Origin of the sequence: Rhodocyclus purpureus (assembly GCF_016653115.1) — a bacterium.
Classification (GTDB): Bacteria; Pseudomonadota; Gammaproteobacteria; order Burkholderiales; family Rhodocyclaceae; genus Rhodocyclus; species Rhodocyclus purpureus.
Genome location: NZ_NHRX01000015.1, coordinates 44,756 through 60,040, shown reverse-complemented (window position 1 = coordinate 60,040; position 15,285 = coordinate 44,756). Strand labels below are relative to the sequence as shown.

General features: G+C 66.7%; 11 protein-coding genes. 5 read left to right on the top strand and 6 right to left on the bottom strand.

What is annotated here, in order from left to right:
- Positions 1 to 59: 59 nt before the first annotated feature.
- Together ilvD and CCR84_RS02775 are read right to left on the bottom strand one after the other, a co-directional pair.
- The gene (gene ilvD / locus CCR84_RS02780) at positions 60 to 1,913 is read right to left on the bottom strand and encodes a dihydroxy-acid dehydratase (RefSeq protein WP_201209417.1); all 1,854 of its coding nucleotides are present in this window, start codon (positions 1,911 to 1,913) and stop codon (positions 60 to 62) included.
- A 539-nt stretch (positions 1,914 to 2,452) separates the two neighbouring features.
- The gene (locus CCR84_RS02775; protein WP_201209416.1) at positions 2,453 to 4,222 is read right to left on the bottom strand and encodes an alpha/beta hydrolase; all 1,770 of its coding nucleotides are present in this window, start codon (positions 4,220 to 4,222) and stop codon (positions 2,453 to 2,455) included.
- Positions 4,223 to 4,427: 205 nt separating this feature from the next.
- Between CCR84_RS02775 and lgt the strand changes: the two genes are divergently transcribed.
- Positions 4,428 to 5,228 (top strand): prolipoprotein diacylglyceryl transferase, encoded by an 801-nt coding sequence (lgt, locus tag CCR84_RS02770; RefSeq protein ID WP_201209415.1) that lies wholly within the window; start codon positions 4,428 to 4,430, stop codon positions 5,226 to 5,228.
- On the top strand, positions 5,225 to 5,707 hold the full coding sequence (locus CCR84_RS02765) for a VOC family protein (protein WP_201209414.1): 483 nt from the start codon (positions 5,225 to 5,227) through the stop codon (positions 5,705 to 5,707). Before lgt ends, CCR84_RS02765 begins: the two co-directional genes overlap by 4 nt.
- A 49-nt stretch (positions 5,708 to 5,756) precedes the next feature.
- Here the strand turns inward: CCR84_RS02765 and CCR84_RS02760 are convergent, their stop codons facing one another.
- Positions 5,757 to 7,199 carry a diguanylate cyclase domain-containing protein gene (locus CCR84_RS02760; RefSeq protein ID WP_201209413.1) on the bottom strand — a complete coding sequence of 481 codons (1,443 nt, stop codon included), beginning with the start codon at positions 7,197 to 7,199 and terminating at the stop codon, positions 5,757 to 5,759.
- Between the two features lie 94 nt (positions 7,200 to 7,293).
- Here CCR84_RS02760 and CCR84_RS02755 point away from each other — a divergent pair, with 94 nt between their 5' ends.
- Positions 7,294 to 7,575: a type II toxin-antitoxin system HicA family toxin gene (locus CCR84_RS02755; protein WP_201209412.1), complete on the top strand. Its 282-nt coding sequence runs from the start codon at positions 7,294 to 7,296 to the stop codon at positions 7,573 to 7,575.
- Between the two features lie 132 nt (positions 7,576 to 7,707).
- Here CCR84_RS02755 and CCR84_RS02750 read toward each other — a convergent pair whose 3' ends face one another.
- Positions 7,708 to 10,851 (bottom strand): ankyrin repeat domain-containing protein, encoded by a 3,144-nt coding sequence (locus CCR84_RS02750; protein WP_201209411.1) that lies wholly within the window; start codon positions 10,849 to 10,851, stop codon positions 7,708 to 7,710.
- Between the two features lie 138 nt (positions 10,852 to 10,989).
- Between CCR84_RS02750 and CCR84_RS02745 the strand changes: the two genes are divergently transcribed.
- Together CCR84_RS02745 and CCR84_RS02740 are read left to right on the top strand one after the other, a co-directional pair.
- Positions 10,990 to 11,322, top strand: a complete 333-nt coding sequence (locus CCR84_RS02745) for a thioredoxin family protein (protein ID WP_201209410.1) — start codon at positions 10,990 to 10,992, stop codon at positions 11,320 to 11,322.
- 126 nt (positions 11,323 to 11,448) lie between these two features.
- A complete protein-coding gene (locus CCR84_RS02740; protein ID WP_201209409.1) occupies positions 11,449 to 11,709 on the top strand; it encodes a DUF504 domain-containing protein in 261 nt (86 codons plus the stop codon).
- A gap of 778 nt (positions 11,710 to 12,487) precedes the next feature.
- Here CCR84_RS02740 and CCR84_RS02735 read toward each other — a convergent pair.
- Both CCR84_RS02735 and accC read right to left on the bottom strand, forming a co-directional pair.
- Positions 12,488 to 12,958 carry an acyl-CoA thioesterase gene (locus CCR84_RS02735; protein ID WP_201209408.1) on the bottom strand — a complete coding sequence of 157 codons (471 nt, stop codon included), beginning with the start codon at positions 12,956 to 12,958 and terminating at the stop codon, positions 12,488 to 12,490.
- A 332-nt stretch (positions 12,959 to 13,290) separates the two neighbouring features.
- On the bottom strand, positions 13,291 to 15,279 hold the full coding sequence (accC, locus tag CCR84_RS02730) for an acetyl-CoA carboxylase biotin carboxylase subunit (protein ID WP_201209407.1): 1,989 nt from the start codon (positions 15,277 to 15,279) through the stop codon (positions 13,291 to 13,293).
- Between the last annotated feature and the right edge of the window lie 6 nt (positions 15,280 to 15,285).

Sequence of the window (15,285 nt, the reverse complement as noted above, 5' to 3'; positions counted from 1 at the left end):
GGGTTGGCGCGGCGGCTGTGCAGACCGGCGCCGACCGGCCCGCACTTGCCGTCCGCAGCTCAGCGGCGGCGGATCTGCTTGACGTCGCGCACGGCGCCGCGGTCGGCCGAGGTCGCCATCAGCGCGTAGGCCTGCAGCGCCGCCGAGACCTTGCGTTCGCGGGCGACCGGCTGCCACGCGGCGTCGCCCTTCGCATCCATCGCAGCGCGGCGACGCGCGAGTTCGTCGTCATCGACCGCGAGGCGGATCGAGCGCGCCGGGATGTCGATCTCGATGGTGTCGCCTTCCTCGACCAAGCCGATGGCGCCGCCGTCGGCCGCTTCCGGCGAGGCGTGGCCGATCGACAGGCCCGAGGTGCCGCCCGAGAAACGGCCGTCGGTCAGCAGCGCACATTCCTTGCCCAGCCCCTTCGACTTCAGGTACGAGGTCGGGTAGAGCATCTCCTGCATGCCGGGCCCGCCCTTCGGGCCTTCGTAGCGGATGACGACGACGTCGCCGGCGACGATCCGGTCACCGAGGATCGCCTCGACCGCCGCTTCCTGGCTCTCGAAGACGCGCGCGCGACCCGAGAACTTCCAGATGCTCTCGTCGACGCCGGCCGTCTTGACGATGCAGCCGTTCTCGGCGATGTTGCCGTAGAGCACGGCCAGCCCGCCTTCGAGCGAATAGGCGTGGGCGAGATCGCGGATGCAGCCGCCGCTGCGGTCGCGGTCGAGTTCGGCGTAGCGCCGGTCCTGCGAGAAGGCGACCTGCGTCGGCACACCGCCCGGTGCGGCGCGGAAGAAGGCCTGCGTCGCCGGATCCTCGCTACGCATCACGTCCCAGCGCTCGATCGCCTCGCCGAGCGTTGCCGCATGCACGGTCGGCAGGTCGCGCTTGATCAGGCCGGCGCGGTCGAGTTCTGCGAGGATCGCGAAGATGCCACCGGCGCGATGCACGTCCTCGATGTGGTACTGCTGCGTCGCCGGGGCCACCTTGCACAGGCAGGGAACGCGGCGCGAGATGCGGTCGATGTCGGCCATCGTGAAATCGACGCCGGCTTCCTGCGCCGCCGCCAGCAGGTGCAGCACGGTGTTGGTCGAACCGCCCATGGCCACGTCGAGCGTCATCGCGTTCTCGAAGGCGGCGAAGGAAGCGATCGAGCGCGGCAACACGCTGGCGTCTTCCTGCTCGTACCAGCGGCGGCACAGTTCGACGATGCGCCGGCCCGCGCCGAGGAACAGTTCCTTGCGGTCGGCGTGGGTGGCGACCACCGTGCCGTTGCCCGGCAGCGACAGGCCGAGCGCCTCGGTCAGGCAGTTCATCGAGTTGGCGGTGAACATGCCCGAGCACGAGCCGCAGGTCGGGCAGGACGAACGCTCGAAGCGCTCGACCTCGGCGTCGGTGACCTTGTCGTCGCCGGCCTTGATCATCGCGTCGATCAGGTCGACGGCGATCACCTTGCCCTGGAACTCGACCTTGCCGGCTTCCATCGGCCCGCCGGAAACGAAAATGGTCGGGATGTTGGTGCGCATCGCCGCCATCAGCATCCCGGGCGTGATCTTGTCGCAGTTGGAGATGCACACCATGGCGTCGGCACAGTGCGCGTTGACCATGTACTCGACCGAATCGGCGATCAGGTCGCGCGAAGGCAGCGAGTAGAGCATGCCGTCGTGGCCCATGGCGATGCCGTCGTCGATGGCGATCGTGTTGAATTCCTTGGCGATGCCGCCGGCTGCCTCGATCTCGCGCGCGACCAGTTGCCCGAGGTCCTTGAGGTGCACGTGGCCGGGAACGAACTGGGTGAAGGAATTGACGACGGCGATGATCGGCTTGCCGAAATCGCCTTCCTTGACGCCGGTCGCGCGCCACAGGGCGCGGGCGCCGGCCATGTTGCGGCCGTGGGTCGAAGTGCGGGAGCGGTAGGCGGGCATGGGGAACTCCGGAACGGTGGGAGGGCAGCGGCGTTGGCGCACCGCGGGGCGAAACGATGATTTTACCGGAGAAGCCGGCGACGGGCGGGGTGCCTTATCTCGCGCTGGCGAGACCCGAAGGCCCCTAGGTGGGGTTAAGGTGAAACTGCGAAGGGACGAGGCCGCTGCCAGGAGCAGCAGCCTGTCATCGCGAGCCCGCAGGGCGTGGCTATCCAGTACGTAGATACTGATATCGGGTCACCGGTGTATAGCTGACAAGGGCGAGGAGAGAGAAGAACAAACTGGATTGCCACGGCGCTACGCGCCTCGCAATGACGGGATGGCGACGCGTCATCGCGAGCCCGCAGGGCGTGGCGATCCAGGGCGTAGGTCTCGTTTCGGGTCGGCCGTGGAGGCGACCAAAGGCGAGGAAACGGAGGAACGAACTGGATTGCCACGGCGCTACGCACCTCGCAATGACTGCAGCGGATGGGTACGTTTCACGCTCAGGTGGGCGCAACTGGCCATGACTGTTGGTGCAGCGTAACCCGACACACCGCTCAGCGCGCCATCACCGGGAAGCTGACCGCGATCAGCCAGGCGAAACTGAGGGCGCTGGCCACTGCGCCGACCAGCGGATGGCCGGTGCGACGGTAGGCCCATTCGGAAAACAGGCCATAGACGACGAAGAGCAGCAGGATGACCGGGATGATGATGACGAGGAAGAAGAGCTGCGAGGCATTGACGGCGACTGCGAGCATCAGCGAGACGATGAAGGCAACGCGGCTGGCGAAGACCAGTCCGCGGCGCGCGCCGGCGCCGCGCGTCGCCCACTCCTCGACGACGAAGAAGGGCAGCGTGCCGAGCAGCAGGGCAGCGATCAGCGGCGCTCGCGAGAGGTCGGGGATGAAGTTGGAGACCCAGGCACCGGTCGGCAGGCCGACGGCGAACAGGCACCAGGCGCTGGTCGCGACGACCGCCAGCACGAGCCGACGCGTGCCGGCCGCGCCTGCCGCAGTTGCCGCGCCGGGCCCGCTCCCAGCCAGCGTGGCGGCGCCCGGCCCGAGCGGCGCCGCGGCGGTGAACGCAGCGCGCCCGTGCCCGGCGACGGACGCCTCGCCCGCTGTCCCGCCTGCCGTGCCCAGCGCGTACGCGGGGCGCAGCAAGGGCCAGGCCGGCAGCGCGGCGGCTGCCGGCGCCCGGCGGCGCGCGCGCTCGACCCAGAACAGGCCGAGCGCGCTGAGCGCGGCATAGAGCGCGAAGTGCTGCACCAGATAGCCGCCGAGCAGGAGCGGCAGCAGGTCGCTCGGCGTGTACGCGAGCAGCAGCGGCGTCGCCAGCGCCGGCAGCACGATCACCGGCCAGGCCTCGCGCCAGGACAGCGCGGCGCCGAGCGGCTGCGCGGAGACGCGCGGCAAGAGGCGCGACAGCGGCCAGGCCAGCGCCAGCAGCCCGAGGTAGAGCAGGCCGATGGCGCCCCCGCGCGCGTCGACGAAGCCGCTGCCCGTGCGCGCGAAGGCCTGGTCCAGCCAGCCGGCGGTTTCGGCCAGCGTCTCGGCACTGTAGAGGACGGCGATGTGTTCGACGCCGCCGGCGAACACCAGCCGGCGCGCGCTGCCGTCGGCGAAGCTGCCATAGTTCCGGCGCTCGAGCACGCGCTCGCCGGCATCCGGAATCGCCTGCGCGACCATCTGCCGCCCCTGGTCGAGCAGCATCTCCGGTTCGAGCGCGCCATAGACGACGAGCAGGTTCTTCGGCAGGTTCGGCGTCACCTCGTGCGAGAACGCCGAGACGGCGACCGTCGCGTCGACCTCGGGGTGCTCGCGCGCGTAGCGGATGACGATGTCGGAGGCCATCGAGTGCCCGAGCAGCGCGATGCGGCCGTCACCCTGCGTGAGGCCGCGCGCGTAATCGACCACCTCGCCGAGCGAGGCGAGCAGCGCGCGCGTGCTCGCGTCGAGTGCTTCCTCGTCCTCCACGGTGCCGCCGGCAAGCGGCTGCGGGTTGGCGCCGTGCCCGGGGAAGTCGAAGGAGAGCGCGACGTAGCCGTTCTTCGCCAGCGTCAGCGCGAAGGGCTGCATCAACTGCTGCGAGCCGGCGAAGCCGTGGGCGATGACCACCACAGGTGCCGGCGCGCCCGATTCCGGCGCGAACAGGGTCGCCGGCGTCTGCCCGATGCTGACGCGGGTGACGCTGACGCCTTCGCCGCTGCGGCTGAAGTGCGAGACCGCCGCGGCGAGCGCGAGCAGCGCCGCGCAGGCGACGAGGAGCGGCAGCCGCCACGCAGGCGCAGCGCCCCCGAAAAACTCGTGCAGTAATCCCTTGTTCATTGCTGGACTCCGTTGATGCCGGGGCCGCCCGGGCAGCGCAGCCGGTGACTGACACCGCGTGGGGACGGACGCCCCGTCCGCTCTGCGCTAGAATCGGCGCATGCACGGCCCACGACCTGCCCGCGCGCCGTGCGTTGCGGCTCGTGCCACGTCGCCTTGAAGCACGAGCGCCGACCTCCGACCCGCTTTCTGACAACATTCCCGCATGCTCGTTCATCCGCAGTTCGACCCCGTCGCCTTCTCGCTCGGCCCCGTCGCCGTGCGCTGGTACGGCCTGATGTACCTCGTCGCCTTCGTCCAGTTCTGGTGGCTCGGGCGGGTGCGCATCAACGGCCAGCCATGGATCGCGCGCGCGGGCTGGACGGTCGAGCAACTCGACGACCTGATCTTCTACGGCGTGATCGGCGTCATCGTCGGCGGCCGTCTCGGGCAGATCGTCTTCTACGACCCCGGCTACTACCTCGCCAATCCGCTCGAGATGCTCGCCGTCTGGAAGGGCGGCATGTCCTTCCACGGAGGCTTCCTCGGCGTCCTCGTCGCGATGGCCCTGCACGCGCGCAAGAGCGGGCGCAGCTGGTGGGAGACCACCGACTTCATCGCGCCGCTGGTTCCGCTCGGGCTGGCCGCCGGCCGCGTCGGCAACTTCATCAACGGCGAGCTGTGGGGACGCGTCGCCGACCCCACGCTGCCGTGGGCAATGGTCTTCCCGCAGGTCGACAGCCTGCCGCGCCACCCGTCGCAGCTCTACCAGGCCGGACTCGAGGGCATCCTGCTCTTCGTCATCCTGTGGCTCTATGCACGCCGCGAACGGCCGCGCGGCGCCGTTTCGGCGGTTTTCCTGATCGGCTACGGCACCTTGCGCTTCGTCGCCGAGTACTTCCGCACGCCCGACGACGGCATCTTCGGCCAGTCCTACACGATCAGCATGGGGCAGTGGCTGTCGCTGCCGATGATCGTGCTCGGGCTTGCCCTTCTGTTCCATTTCACACGCAAGGAGTCTCGATGAATCGCCCGTTCAAGGTCTTAGGCATCCAGCAGATCGCCATCGGCGGACCCGACAAAACCCGGCTGCGGAAGCTGTGGGTCGACATGCTCGGCCTCGAAATCACCGGCAACTTCGTCAGCGAACGCGAGAACGTCGACGAGGACATCGCCGCCATCGGCAGCGGCCCGTTCAAGGTCGAGGTCGACCTGATGCAGCCGCTCGACCCGGAGAAGAAGCCGGCCGTGCACGCAACGCCGCTCAACCACGTCGGCCTGTGGATCGACGACCTGCCGGCCGCGGTCGAGTGGCTCACGGCCAATGGCGTGCGCTTCGCCCCCGGCGGCATCCGCCGCGGCGCCGCCGGCTTCGACATCACCTTCCTGCACCCGAAGGCCAACGACGAGTTCCCGATCGCCGGCGAGGGCGTGCTGATCGAGCTGGTGCAGGCGCCGTCGGAAGTGGTCGACGCATTCGCGCGGCTGGCCGGCACCCCGGCCTGACGCGGGACACCGGGGACGGCGCTAGCGCCACTCCCCAGCGGCAGCGCGCTCAGTCCGCCCGGTAACGGCGCGAGCGCGCGCCGCCGCTGCGCTTGGCCTGATACATCGCCCGGTCGGCCTGTTCGAGCAGCACCTCGGCGCTGCGGCTGTCGTCGGGAAAGAGGCTGAAGCCGATGCTGGCCGAGACCTGCACCGTCGTCCCGGCGACCGCGATCGGCAGGGCGACCACCGACAGGATGCGTTCGCACAAGCCGGCCACCGCTTCCGGCTGCTGCAGCCCTCCGGCCAGGATGACGAACTCGTCGCCGCCGAGGCGGGCGACGGTGTCGTTGCCGCGCAGCAGCTTGGTCAGGCGCTCGGCGACCTGGCGCAGCACCTCGTCGCCGGCCGCGTGCCCGAACGCGTCGTTCACCGGCTTGAAGCCGTCGAGGTCGAGATAGCAGACGGCCAGTGCGGTGCCGGTACGCTCGGCGTTGGCCAGCGCCAGCTTCAACCGGTCGGCGAACAACAGGCGGTTGGGCAGCCCGGTCAGGGCATCGTGGGTGGCGAGCTGGCGCAGGCTCTGCTCGCGCCTGATCAGTTCCCCGACGTTGGAGAACACCGCGACGAAGCTGACCAGTTCGTCGTCTGCGTTGCGCACCGCGGAGAGGCTGAGCAATTCCGCATACAGTTCGCCGCCCGGTGCACGGCTCAACAGCTCGCCGCTCCAGTGGCCGGCCTCTTTTGCCGCCGCCCACACCCGCGCTGCCAGCGCTGGGTCGGCGAGCCCCGATTTGAAATCGTACAGCGGGCGGCCGACCAGTTCCTCCTGCGCCCGCTGGCAGATCTGGCAGAAGGCCGGGTTGGCCTGGACGATGAGTCCGTCCGTGTCGAGGATGCAGATCGATTCGAAGGCGTTGTCGAACACGTTCGCCGTAAGGCTCAGCCTGGCCTCGATCTTCCGACGCGCGATCATTTCCTTCATCAGCCGCAGCGTGCTGCCGGAAAGCGTCGAGTACATGCCGAGCACGGTATCGAGCACCACCTTGCCCGAACCGCGGCTCCAGCGATCGGCCTGCAGCTTGGCCTCGCTCAGTGCGCAGCCGTCGCGCATGAGCAGGACCACCTTGGCCAGGCGCCGGTCGCTGTCAAGGATGTGCATGCAAAGCCAGTGCGTCAGGTAGGCGAGCATTTCCTCGAGCAGCGCGGCGAGCGGCGTGCTCTCCTTCTTCGCCCACAACGCCTGCAGCTCGCTGACGAACTCCCGGTGCGCGCCCTGCCACGGATCGCCGGCGAAGTACTCGCTCCACAGCGCCTCCTCGGACGTGAAATGGTAGTCGGCGTAGTGAAACAGCTCTTCGAAGATGGCATCGAGGGCCGGCAGCTCGGCCTGATGGGCAAAATGGTGGGCGAGCACGTTGATCAACTGCACCAAGCGCTGATGCTGCTCGTCGACCTCGGCGATGCCGGTGTCCAGCTTGCCGGTCCAGGGGAAGATCTGCACGTTGTCCATTCATGAATGGTAGATCGCCGCCATGAAAATGCCTGGAGAATTTTCAGCAGGGCGCGTGAGGCCGTACAATCCGGCCTAGGAGGAGTACGAAATCATGAGCCACAAACATGCCAGCCTGCTGCGCGCGATCTTCCAGGACAACGCGAGCGCCAACATCCACTGGCGCGACGTCGAGTCCTTGCTCAGGCACCTGGGCGCCGAGCTCGAACCTGCGCACGGCGCCCGTTTCAAGGTGACGCTGAACAAGGCCAGCGACTTCATCCACCACCCGCACCAGAGCAACGCCTGCAGCCGCGACATGATCAAGCACCTGCGCGAGTTCCTCGCGCACGCCGGGGTCAGCGTCTCGGCCTACGAAAGCAGGAACAAGGAGTGAAGCAGCGCGAGCCGGCGACGGCTCAATAACTTTGCCGGCACAACGTCACCTCAAGCGGATTGGTGGTGGTGCAGACCAGCGTTTCGAAGTGCAGAACTGCTTCGCCTCGTTCCATGCCGGCAGGAAGCCCGCCTACCCTTCCCGCTTTTTCTGCCGCTCCTCGATCTCGCGGCGGATGCGTTCGATCTCCAGCGCCTTCGCCTCCTTGGTTCCCCATTTCGGCATGACCTTAGGCTGCGCGGCGGCGGCCTGTTGCTCGCTGGCTCGTTGCTCGACTGCCTGCTGCGCGCTTTGCCGGCTTTCCAGCGCCTGCCGCTTCCTGCGCTCCTCCTCCCGGCGATCCCGCTCCAGACGTTCGCGTTCGGCTGCTACCCGCGCCAGGCGCTCCTGCTCGAGCCTTTCCTGCTCGGCGCGCTCTCGTTCGCGTCTGGCGCGCACCGGTTCCAGGCCGATCATTTCCGCGCGCGGTGGCATTCCCGCCATTGCGAGGTACTCGTCGATGCGCGGCCAGAAGCGATCCCAGGCGAACTGCGCGATGAACGGCAGGTTGAGCGCCTCAAAGATCGGCTGCCAGCTGTCGCCGCCGTCGGCCTTGCGCCGTACGGCGAGCGCCGGGTTGAACTGGTACCAGCCCTGGGCGACGCGTTTGAACAGCCCGCGGTTGTAGGCGTAATCGCGATCCACCTCGTTGCGCGAGAGGACGCTCGACAGGTGCGGGCGCTTGTTGCGCTCGGCGCGCAGCACGCTGATCGGCAGCGACTCCCAGGCATCGAGGACCGTCTGCGCATCGAACGCCGCCAGGCGCTTGTGCTGATGGTGCGTGAAGCGCGACCTGAACAGCGCCCACAGCGTCTGGAACAGGAAGTACTCGCTCAGGTGGCGGTCGATGCGCACCAGCCTTTCGCCGTTGTTCACGTCGATCGACGCCGGCGCGAGCAGCGGGTAGAGCGTCGCGAAAGCACCGCGCGCGAAGTTCGCGTCGCGGAAAGCCTCGCGCATCGCCCAGTGCAAGGCATTGGCGCCGAAGTGGTCGCACGCCTCGCGGTCGGCGCCGCGTTCGATCAGCGCTTCGACCAAGGGCACGTTGCCGGCGACCGCAGCGGCCATCAGCGGCGTCATGTTCATCGGCAGCCGGTGGTCGACCCCGTGCTGCTCGCACTGGCGCAGGATTTCCTTGAAGTTGCGCTGGAAGTAGCCGACGTAGGTCTTGCGCGCCTGGAACGGACGCTGCTCATTGAACCTGCGCGCGGCGTCGAACTTGCCGTGCACGGCGAGCAGGGAGGCCAAGGCCGGCAGGTCGTGACTGGTGGCGACGTCGTAAAGCTGCTGGTGGTGCTTGTTCCCCGGCGCCTGCTCGCGGAAGACCTTGATCAGCAGTTCCTCGGTGCGCGCTTCGTCGCACACCGGCCACGGCACCGGCGTCTGCTTGAGGATTCCCTTGCGGATCGCGTCGGCCTGTTCCTGCTTGCCTTGCAGTTCGAGTTTGCGCGCTTCCTTCTGCCAATCCTCGATGCTCGCCTGCTTCGCTTCGACCTTCACCTGCCCGCCGACCGAGAGGTCGAGCAGGTCGAACAGCGGATGCTGCGTATCCGACTCGATCAGGTACAGATTGCGGATCGCTCGCGTCAGCGCGACGTAGAGGGCGTTTACGAAGAACTTGTAGACTTCGAGCGACTTGTCGCTCTTGTCCCTGGCACGGCGATAGTCGAGGTCGGCGACGGCCAGATCGGACTTGGCGACGCCGTCGACGATCTCGGAAAACTCGGCGCGGTAATCGGAGACGAAGCGGTAGAGGACGATGTTCTCATATTCGAGCCCCTTCGCCTCGTGGATCGAAAACAGGAGCGGCGTCGAGAAATGCTTTCTGGCCTCGGCCTTGTCCTCGTCGCGCATGACGAGGACGGCGAACTGCGTCGACTTGCGGATCTTCTGGTCGAGATCCTTCTTCAGCGCATCCTTGTCGGGAACCAGGCTGACCGCACCGGCGTCGCCGCCGACCGCCTGCACCAGATAGTTGCTCTCACGGTCGATCGAACCGAAGCGGCGCTGCTTGATCTTGAGCAACTGGTTGGCGACTCGCGTCGCTTCCAGCCCGTTGCGGAAGCTGGCCGCGAGCACGCGCAACTCCTGCCGCTCGGCGAGTCCCGGATCGTTCCAGAACAGGCTCTTCACCTGCGCCCACGAGAAGAAATTCGGATGGACGATCTGGTTCGAGTCGCCGCAGAGCAGGAAGTGGCCGGGCTTCTTCAGTGTCTTCAGCACCAGCTTCAGCTGCACCGGCGTGATGTCCTGCACCTCGTCGATGACGACGAAGTCGTAGCGGGCGCCGGCGCGCGAACACCATTCCTGCGCGACCAGGTTGAGGTCGTAGAGCTTCGCATCAAGAAGCCAGGCGCGGTACTTCTCGAACAGGTCGTAGACGGCATCGCGCCGGTCTTCGGCGAAGATCGACTGACGGACGCCGAGCGCGCGATACGCCTCGCGCGTGAGGACGCCTGCGGCCGACGCGGCGATGACGCCACGAATTTCCTCGAAAGCCTGGTGCGCGTCGATGTCGCGGAAGGACTGGCGCATGCGCGCGAACCAGCCGGCGAAGTCGCGCCAGCTCGCCTCGCGTCCCGCCGGAACGTGGATCGATTCGACGAACTCGCGGTACGAGAGGAAGACCGCCTCCTGTCCCGTGTGCTCGAAACCGTTCGCGTAATAGAGGTCGCGCGCGCTCTGCGCGAGGTAGGCCGAATGCGTGACGTAGAGCACCTCGCCTTCGGCGTGCTTCAGCTTCTCCAAGGTCAGCGCGGTCTTGCCGCTGCCGGCGCTGCCGATGACGACCAGCGGCACCGGCGAACGGTAGATCGCCTCCTGCGCGTCGTCGAACGAGATCGGCTTGTCGAGCAGATGCACGTACGCGCGTTCGGGATGCAGGTAGCGCAAGGGCTGCGCCTCGCCGCAAGCCTGCGCGATCGCCTCGGTCGAGTCGCAGTCCGGAATGTTCGCCTCGTCGATCGCCGCGCCGCGCAGGAAGCGTGACTTGTCGTAGTCGTGGTTGAGGATGACTTCGAGCATCAGCGCGCACACTTCGTCGCCGTGACGCACCAGCGAGAAGAGCAGCCGGTTGGCGTCGTCGAGCTTGGCGCGGTAGAACTTGCCGTGAGCGAGGTTACTGAGCTTCTTCACCTGCGCCGCGCGGAAATCCTGCCTGGCGATGGCTGCGCTGACTTTCTTGTACGACTTGGCGACGCGCGAGGTGTCGAGGCCGACGTATTCGAGGATTCTCATGGTGCTTGTGGTCGTAGGACGCTAATCTGGACAATAGCTGCTTCGGCGAAGCGCGCGTCGGCTGAGCGGGTTCCGGATGATAAACCCGTCGCGCTTTCGCCGCCGCATCCTCAGCGATCCGCCACGAAAGGACTTCCCATGTCGCCCTCTTCCCACTATCAGAGCAGCGCGCCGACCCGTGCCGAAATCGACGCCCTGCCCGGCGCCACTCTGCTGCAGTTCGGCACCGACTGGTGCGGACATTGCCAGGCTGCACGGGAACTCGTGAATGAAGCCGTGGCAGCCCACCCGCGCGTACGCCATCTGCAGGTCGAGGACGGCAAGGGACGGCCCCTGGGACGATCGTTCGGCGTCAAGCTCTGGCCGACCCTGATCTTCCTGCGCGACGGGAAAGAGGTCGAGCGGCTGGTGCGCCCGGGCGACAGCGCTGCGGTGAAGCGCGCCTTATCGGGCATCGACACCGACGCGTGAGGCGAAGCGACTGCGACCGCGTCGCCACTTCTCGCTGCCCCCGGCGCCCCCTCGCAGCCGTTCCGAGTGCATTGCCAGAGCCCGGAACAGGCGCCGCCGCCGAGGTCAGCGTACGCGCAGACGACGATGATCCCGATACACGAACTGCTCAGCCGCATCCGCTGGGACGCCGACTTCGGCCGCGGCGAATTCGCGATCGGCTACTACGACCGCGTCGGCGACTCGATCATCCGCGTGCCGCTGCAGCAGGTCTTCTTCGACCGCGAGGATCGTTTCGCCTGCCAGATACTCGACGACGAAGGCGAAGCGCACATGGTTCCGTTCCACCGCATCCGGCAGGTGTTCAAGGACGGGACCCTGATCTGGCAGCGGCATGCCGAGCATTGACACCCCCTGATCCGACTGGCAGGTGCGGCGGCGCAGCGGACTTCAGGCGATGGATCGTCAGGCCGGTGCCGGACAGCTTGGCTCGACCAGGATCAGGAGCAGGTCCGAGCTTCGAGCGGCGAAAACCGCGGGGGCTGATGGCCGGAACCCAGCGCCAGGTGGCCGTCAGTCGTTCATTGATGCCTGAACCAGAAAATGAAGCGCAGGTATTGCCGGTAACACTCCGTGCACAGGTAAAGGCGACTGCCAGGCAACAAGCGCATCCAGAAACTGCGACCGATGCGCGTCATCGAATCCTTGCACAGGGGGCATGCCGGTCCTGGCGATGAACTCGCCAATGGGCGGCCCGGGACACGCTCACCCTCGGCAACACCAGCAAACTCTCCCCGCATTATCTTCGATGACATAACCGTCTACCAGTAGGCATTCCATGCAGCCATGAGCTGCGCTTGCTGCAGCCTGTCGGCAGATCGGCCGCCAGGAGCGAGTTCATGCAGGCAGCCATACCGACAAGGCGCGCGGACGCGATCCGATGGGCGCTGTCGCAAGGCGGCCTTGAAGCTTCAGGTCATTCCTGCAGAGGCTTGCCAAACCCTTCAGAACCCTTCACGCATGCGGCGCGGAGTATAGACGAATCGGTGGCAGAAGGCGACGATCGATGCACAGGCGATATGCCCGGCCACGGAGCGTGGATGACCGAAGCTTGAAAACCCCTTTCATCCGCGAACGCCATGAAATAAAACATGGGCGTGTCGAGGAGAGGCCGCGATCGCCGCCGCTAAGCCCCCTGCCCGCCCGCGACGATCGCCGGCAGATAGACGGCGACGAACTCCGTTGGCATCCTGCGCGGCCGGCCGCTGCTCATTTCGATGCAGACCAGATCCCAACGCCCACGCAAGACGGTCGCTCCGTCGCTCTTGCGCAGCAACTGGAAGCACCGTTGCAGCGTGATCTTGCCGTCGCTGGCGGCGAGCCAGGTGCCGAGGACGAGTTCTTCGCCGAGGAAGCTTGGCAGCAGGTAGTCGTATTCGCCGCGGCGGATCGCCATCGCGCGGTCGAGGCGCTCGTAGTCGGCGAGCGAGAGGCCGATCGCGCCGGAGTGCGCCCAGGCGACGCTCTCGCACCAGCGCACGTAGACCGCGTTGTTGGTGTGCTTCAGTCCGTCGATGTCTTCCGGACCGGGAACGACGGCCATCGTGAAGGGATCGGGGACGTCCCAGGCGAAGGCGGGGGCTTTTTCTTCTTGCATGAGCATTGCTCGTCGGTGGATTGTCCTGCGCGGAAGATCGGAGGAACGAACTGGATCGCCACGCCCTGCGGGCTCGCGATGACGGTTACGGTATCAGCCCCTCTGCATGCACGCCTGGAATAGGTCTATTCCGGTGAGGCAGATCAAGCATGGGATGACGGGGCTGGCCGTTCTCGATCGCCGCGTCCTGTTCGATCGCGCTGACGCGCCTGCGTCGGATTCCGGATCGTCATGCCTTGTGGGCTGACGCCGGAATCATTGCCCCCCTGATGGAAAAACCGCCGCCCGGGTTTTCCCGGTGCGGCGGCTGTTCAGTCAGCGTGCGACAGCGATCAATCGAACTCGATGATCACCTCGTCGACCGACAGGCTCTCGCCCACCTTGCCGACGATCTTCTTCACCTTGCAGTCCTGCTCGGCCTTGAGGATGTTTTCCATCTTCATCGCCTCGATGACCGCAAGCTTCTCGCCGGCCTTCACTTCCTGGCCTTCCTTGACCGCGATTTCACGCAAGAGGCCCGGCATCGGCGAGAGCAGGAAGCGCGACAGATCGGGCGGTGCCTTCGCCGGCATCAGCGCCAGCAGTTCGGCGGCGCGCGCGGTGACGACGGTGAGGTCGATCTGCGCGCCCCAGTGGAAGAAGCGGTACTTCATGCGGTGGCGTTCGAGCTGCAGCGTGAACGGCTCGCCGTTGCAGACGCCGTGCATGATCTGCTCACCCAGGCGCCAGCCGGAGACGATCTCGAACTTGCGGCCCTGGTACTCGATCAGGTAGCCGCCGTCGATCGGACGCGCGACGACTTGGTGCATGACGCCGTCGCGGATGACCACCCAGTCGTCACCGACCTGGCGCTCGTGACCCGGCAGCTGGCCGGAGACGTTGGCGGCGCGGTCCATGAAGCGACGGTGCACGAAGGCGGCGACCGAGATCAGGAAGGCCGGGTCGTCGTGCGGGACCATCGACGCGTCGAAGCCCTTCGGGTATTCCTCGGCGATGAAGCCGGTGTTGAACTTGCCCGACTGGAAGCGCGGGTGCTGCATCAGCGCGGCCTGGAACGGGATGTTGCTGTTGATGCCGCGGATGACGAACGCGTTCAGCGCGTCACGCATGCGCGCGATCGCGTGCGTGCGGTTGGCGCCATGCACGATCAGCTTGGCGATCATCGAATCGTAGAACATCGAGATCTCGCCGCCTTCGTAGACGCCGGTGTCGACGCGCAGCTGGCCGGCGACTTCGGCCGGCGGCTGGAACTTCACCAGGCGGCCGGTCGAGGGCAGGAAGCCGCGGAACGGGTCCTCGGCGTTGATCCGGCACTCCATCGCCCAGCCGTCGCGGCGGATCTCGTCCTGCGTGAACGGAAGCTTCTCGCCGGCGGCGACGCGGATCATCAGCTCGACCAGATCGAGTCCGGTGATCATTTCGGTGACCGGGTGCTCGACCTGCAGACGCGTGTTCATTTCGAGGAAGTAGAACGACATGTCGGCACCGACGACGAACTCGACGGTACCGGCCGACTGGTAGTTCACCGCCTTGGCCAGCGCGACGGCCTGTTCGCCCATCGCCTTGCGCGTCGCGTCGTCGATGAACGGCGACGGCGCTTCCTCGATCACCTTCTGGTGGCGGCGCTGGATCGAGCACTCGCGTTCCCACAGGTAGACCGTGTTGCCGTGCGCGTCGCCGAGCACCTGGATCTCGATGTGACGCGGCTCGACGACGAATTTCTCGATGAAGACGCGGTCGTCGCCGAAGCTGTTGCGCGCTTCATTGACGCAGGAGGAAAAGCCCTCGTGCGCTTCCTGGTCGTTGTAGGCAACGCGCAGGCCCTTGCCACCACCGCCGGCGGAGGCCTTGATCATCACCGGGTAGCCGATCTTCTTGGCGATCTCGACCGCCTCGTCGGGACCGGAGATGGCCTCGTTGTAGCCCGGGATCGTGTTGACGCCGGCTTCCATCGCCAGCTTCTTCGACTCGATCTTGTCGCCCATCTTGCCGACCGAGTAGTGCTTCGGGCCGATGAAGACGATGCCTTCCTCTTCGAGGCGACGCGAGAATTCCTCGTTCTCGGAGAGGAAGCCGTAGCCCGGATGCACGGCTTCGGCGCCGGTCTCCTTGCACGCGGCGATGATCTTGTCCATCACCAGGTACGATTCCTTCGACGCAGCCGGTCCGATACAGACGGCCTCGTCGGCGAGTTCGACGTGCAGCGCGTCCTTGTCGGCTTCAGAATAGACGGCGACGGTGGCAATGCCCATCTTGCGGGCAGTCTTGATCACGCGGCAGGCGATCTCGCCGCGGTTGGCAATCAGAATTTTCTTGAACATGGTTCC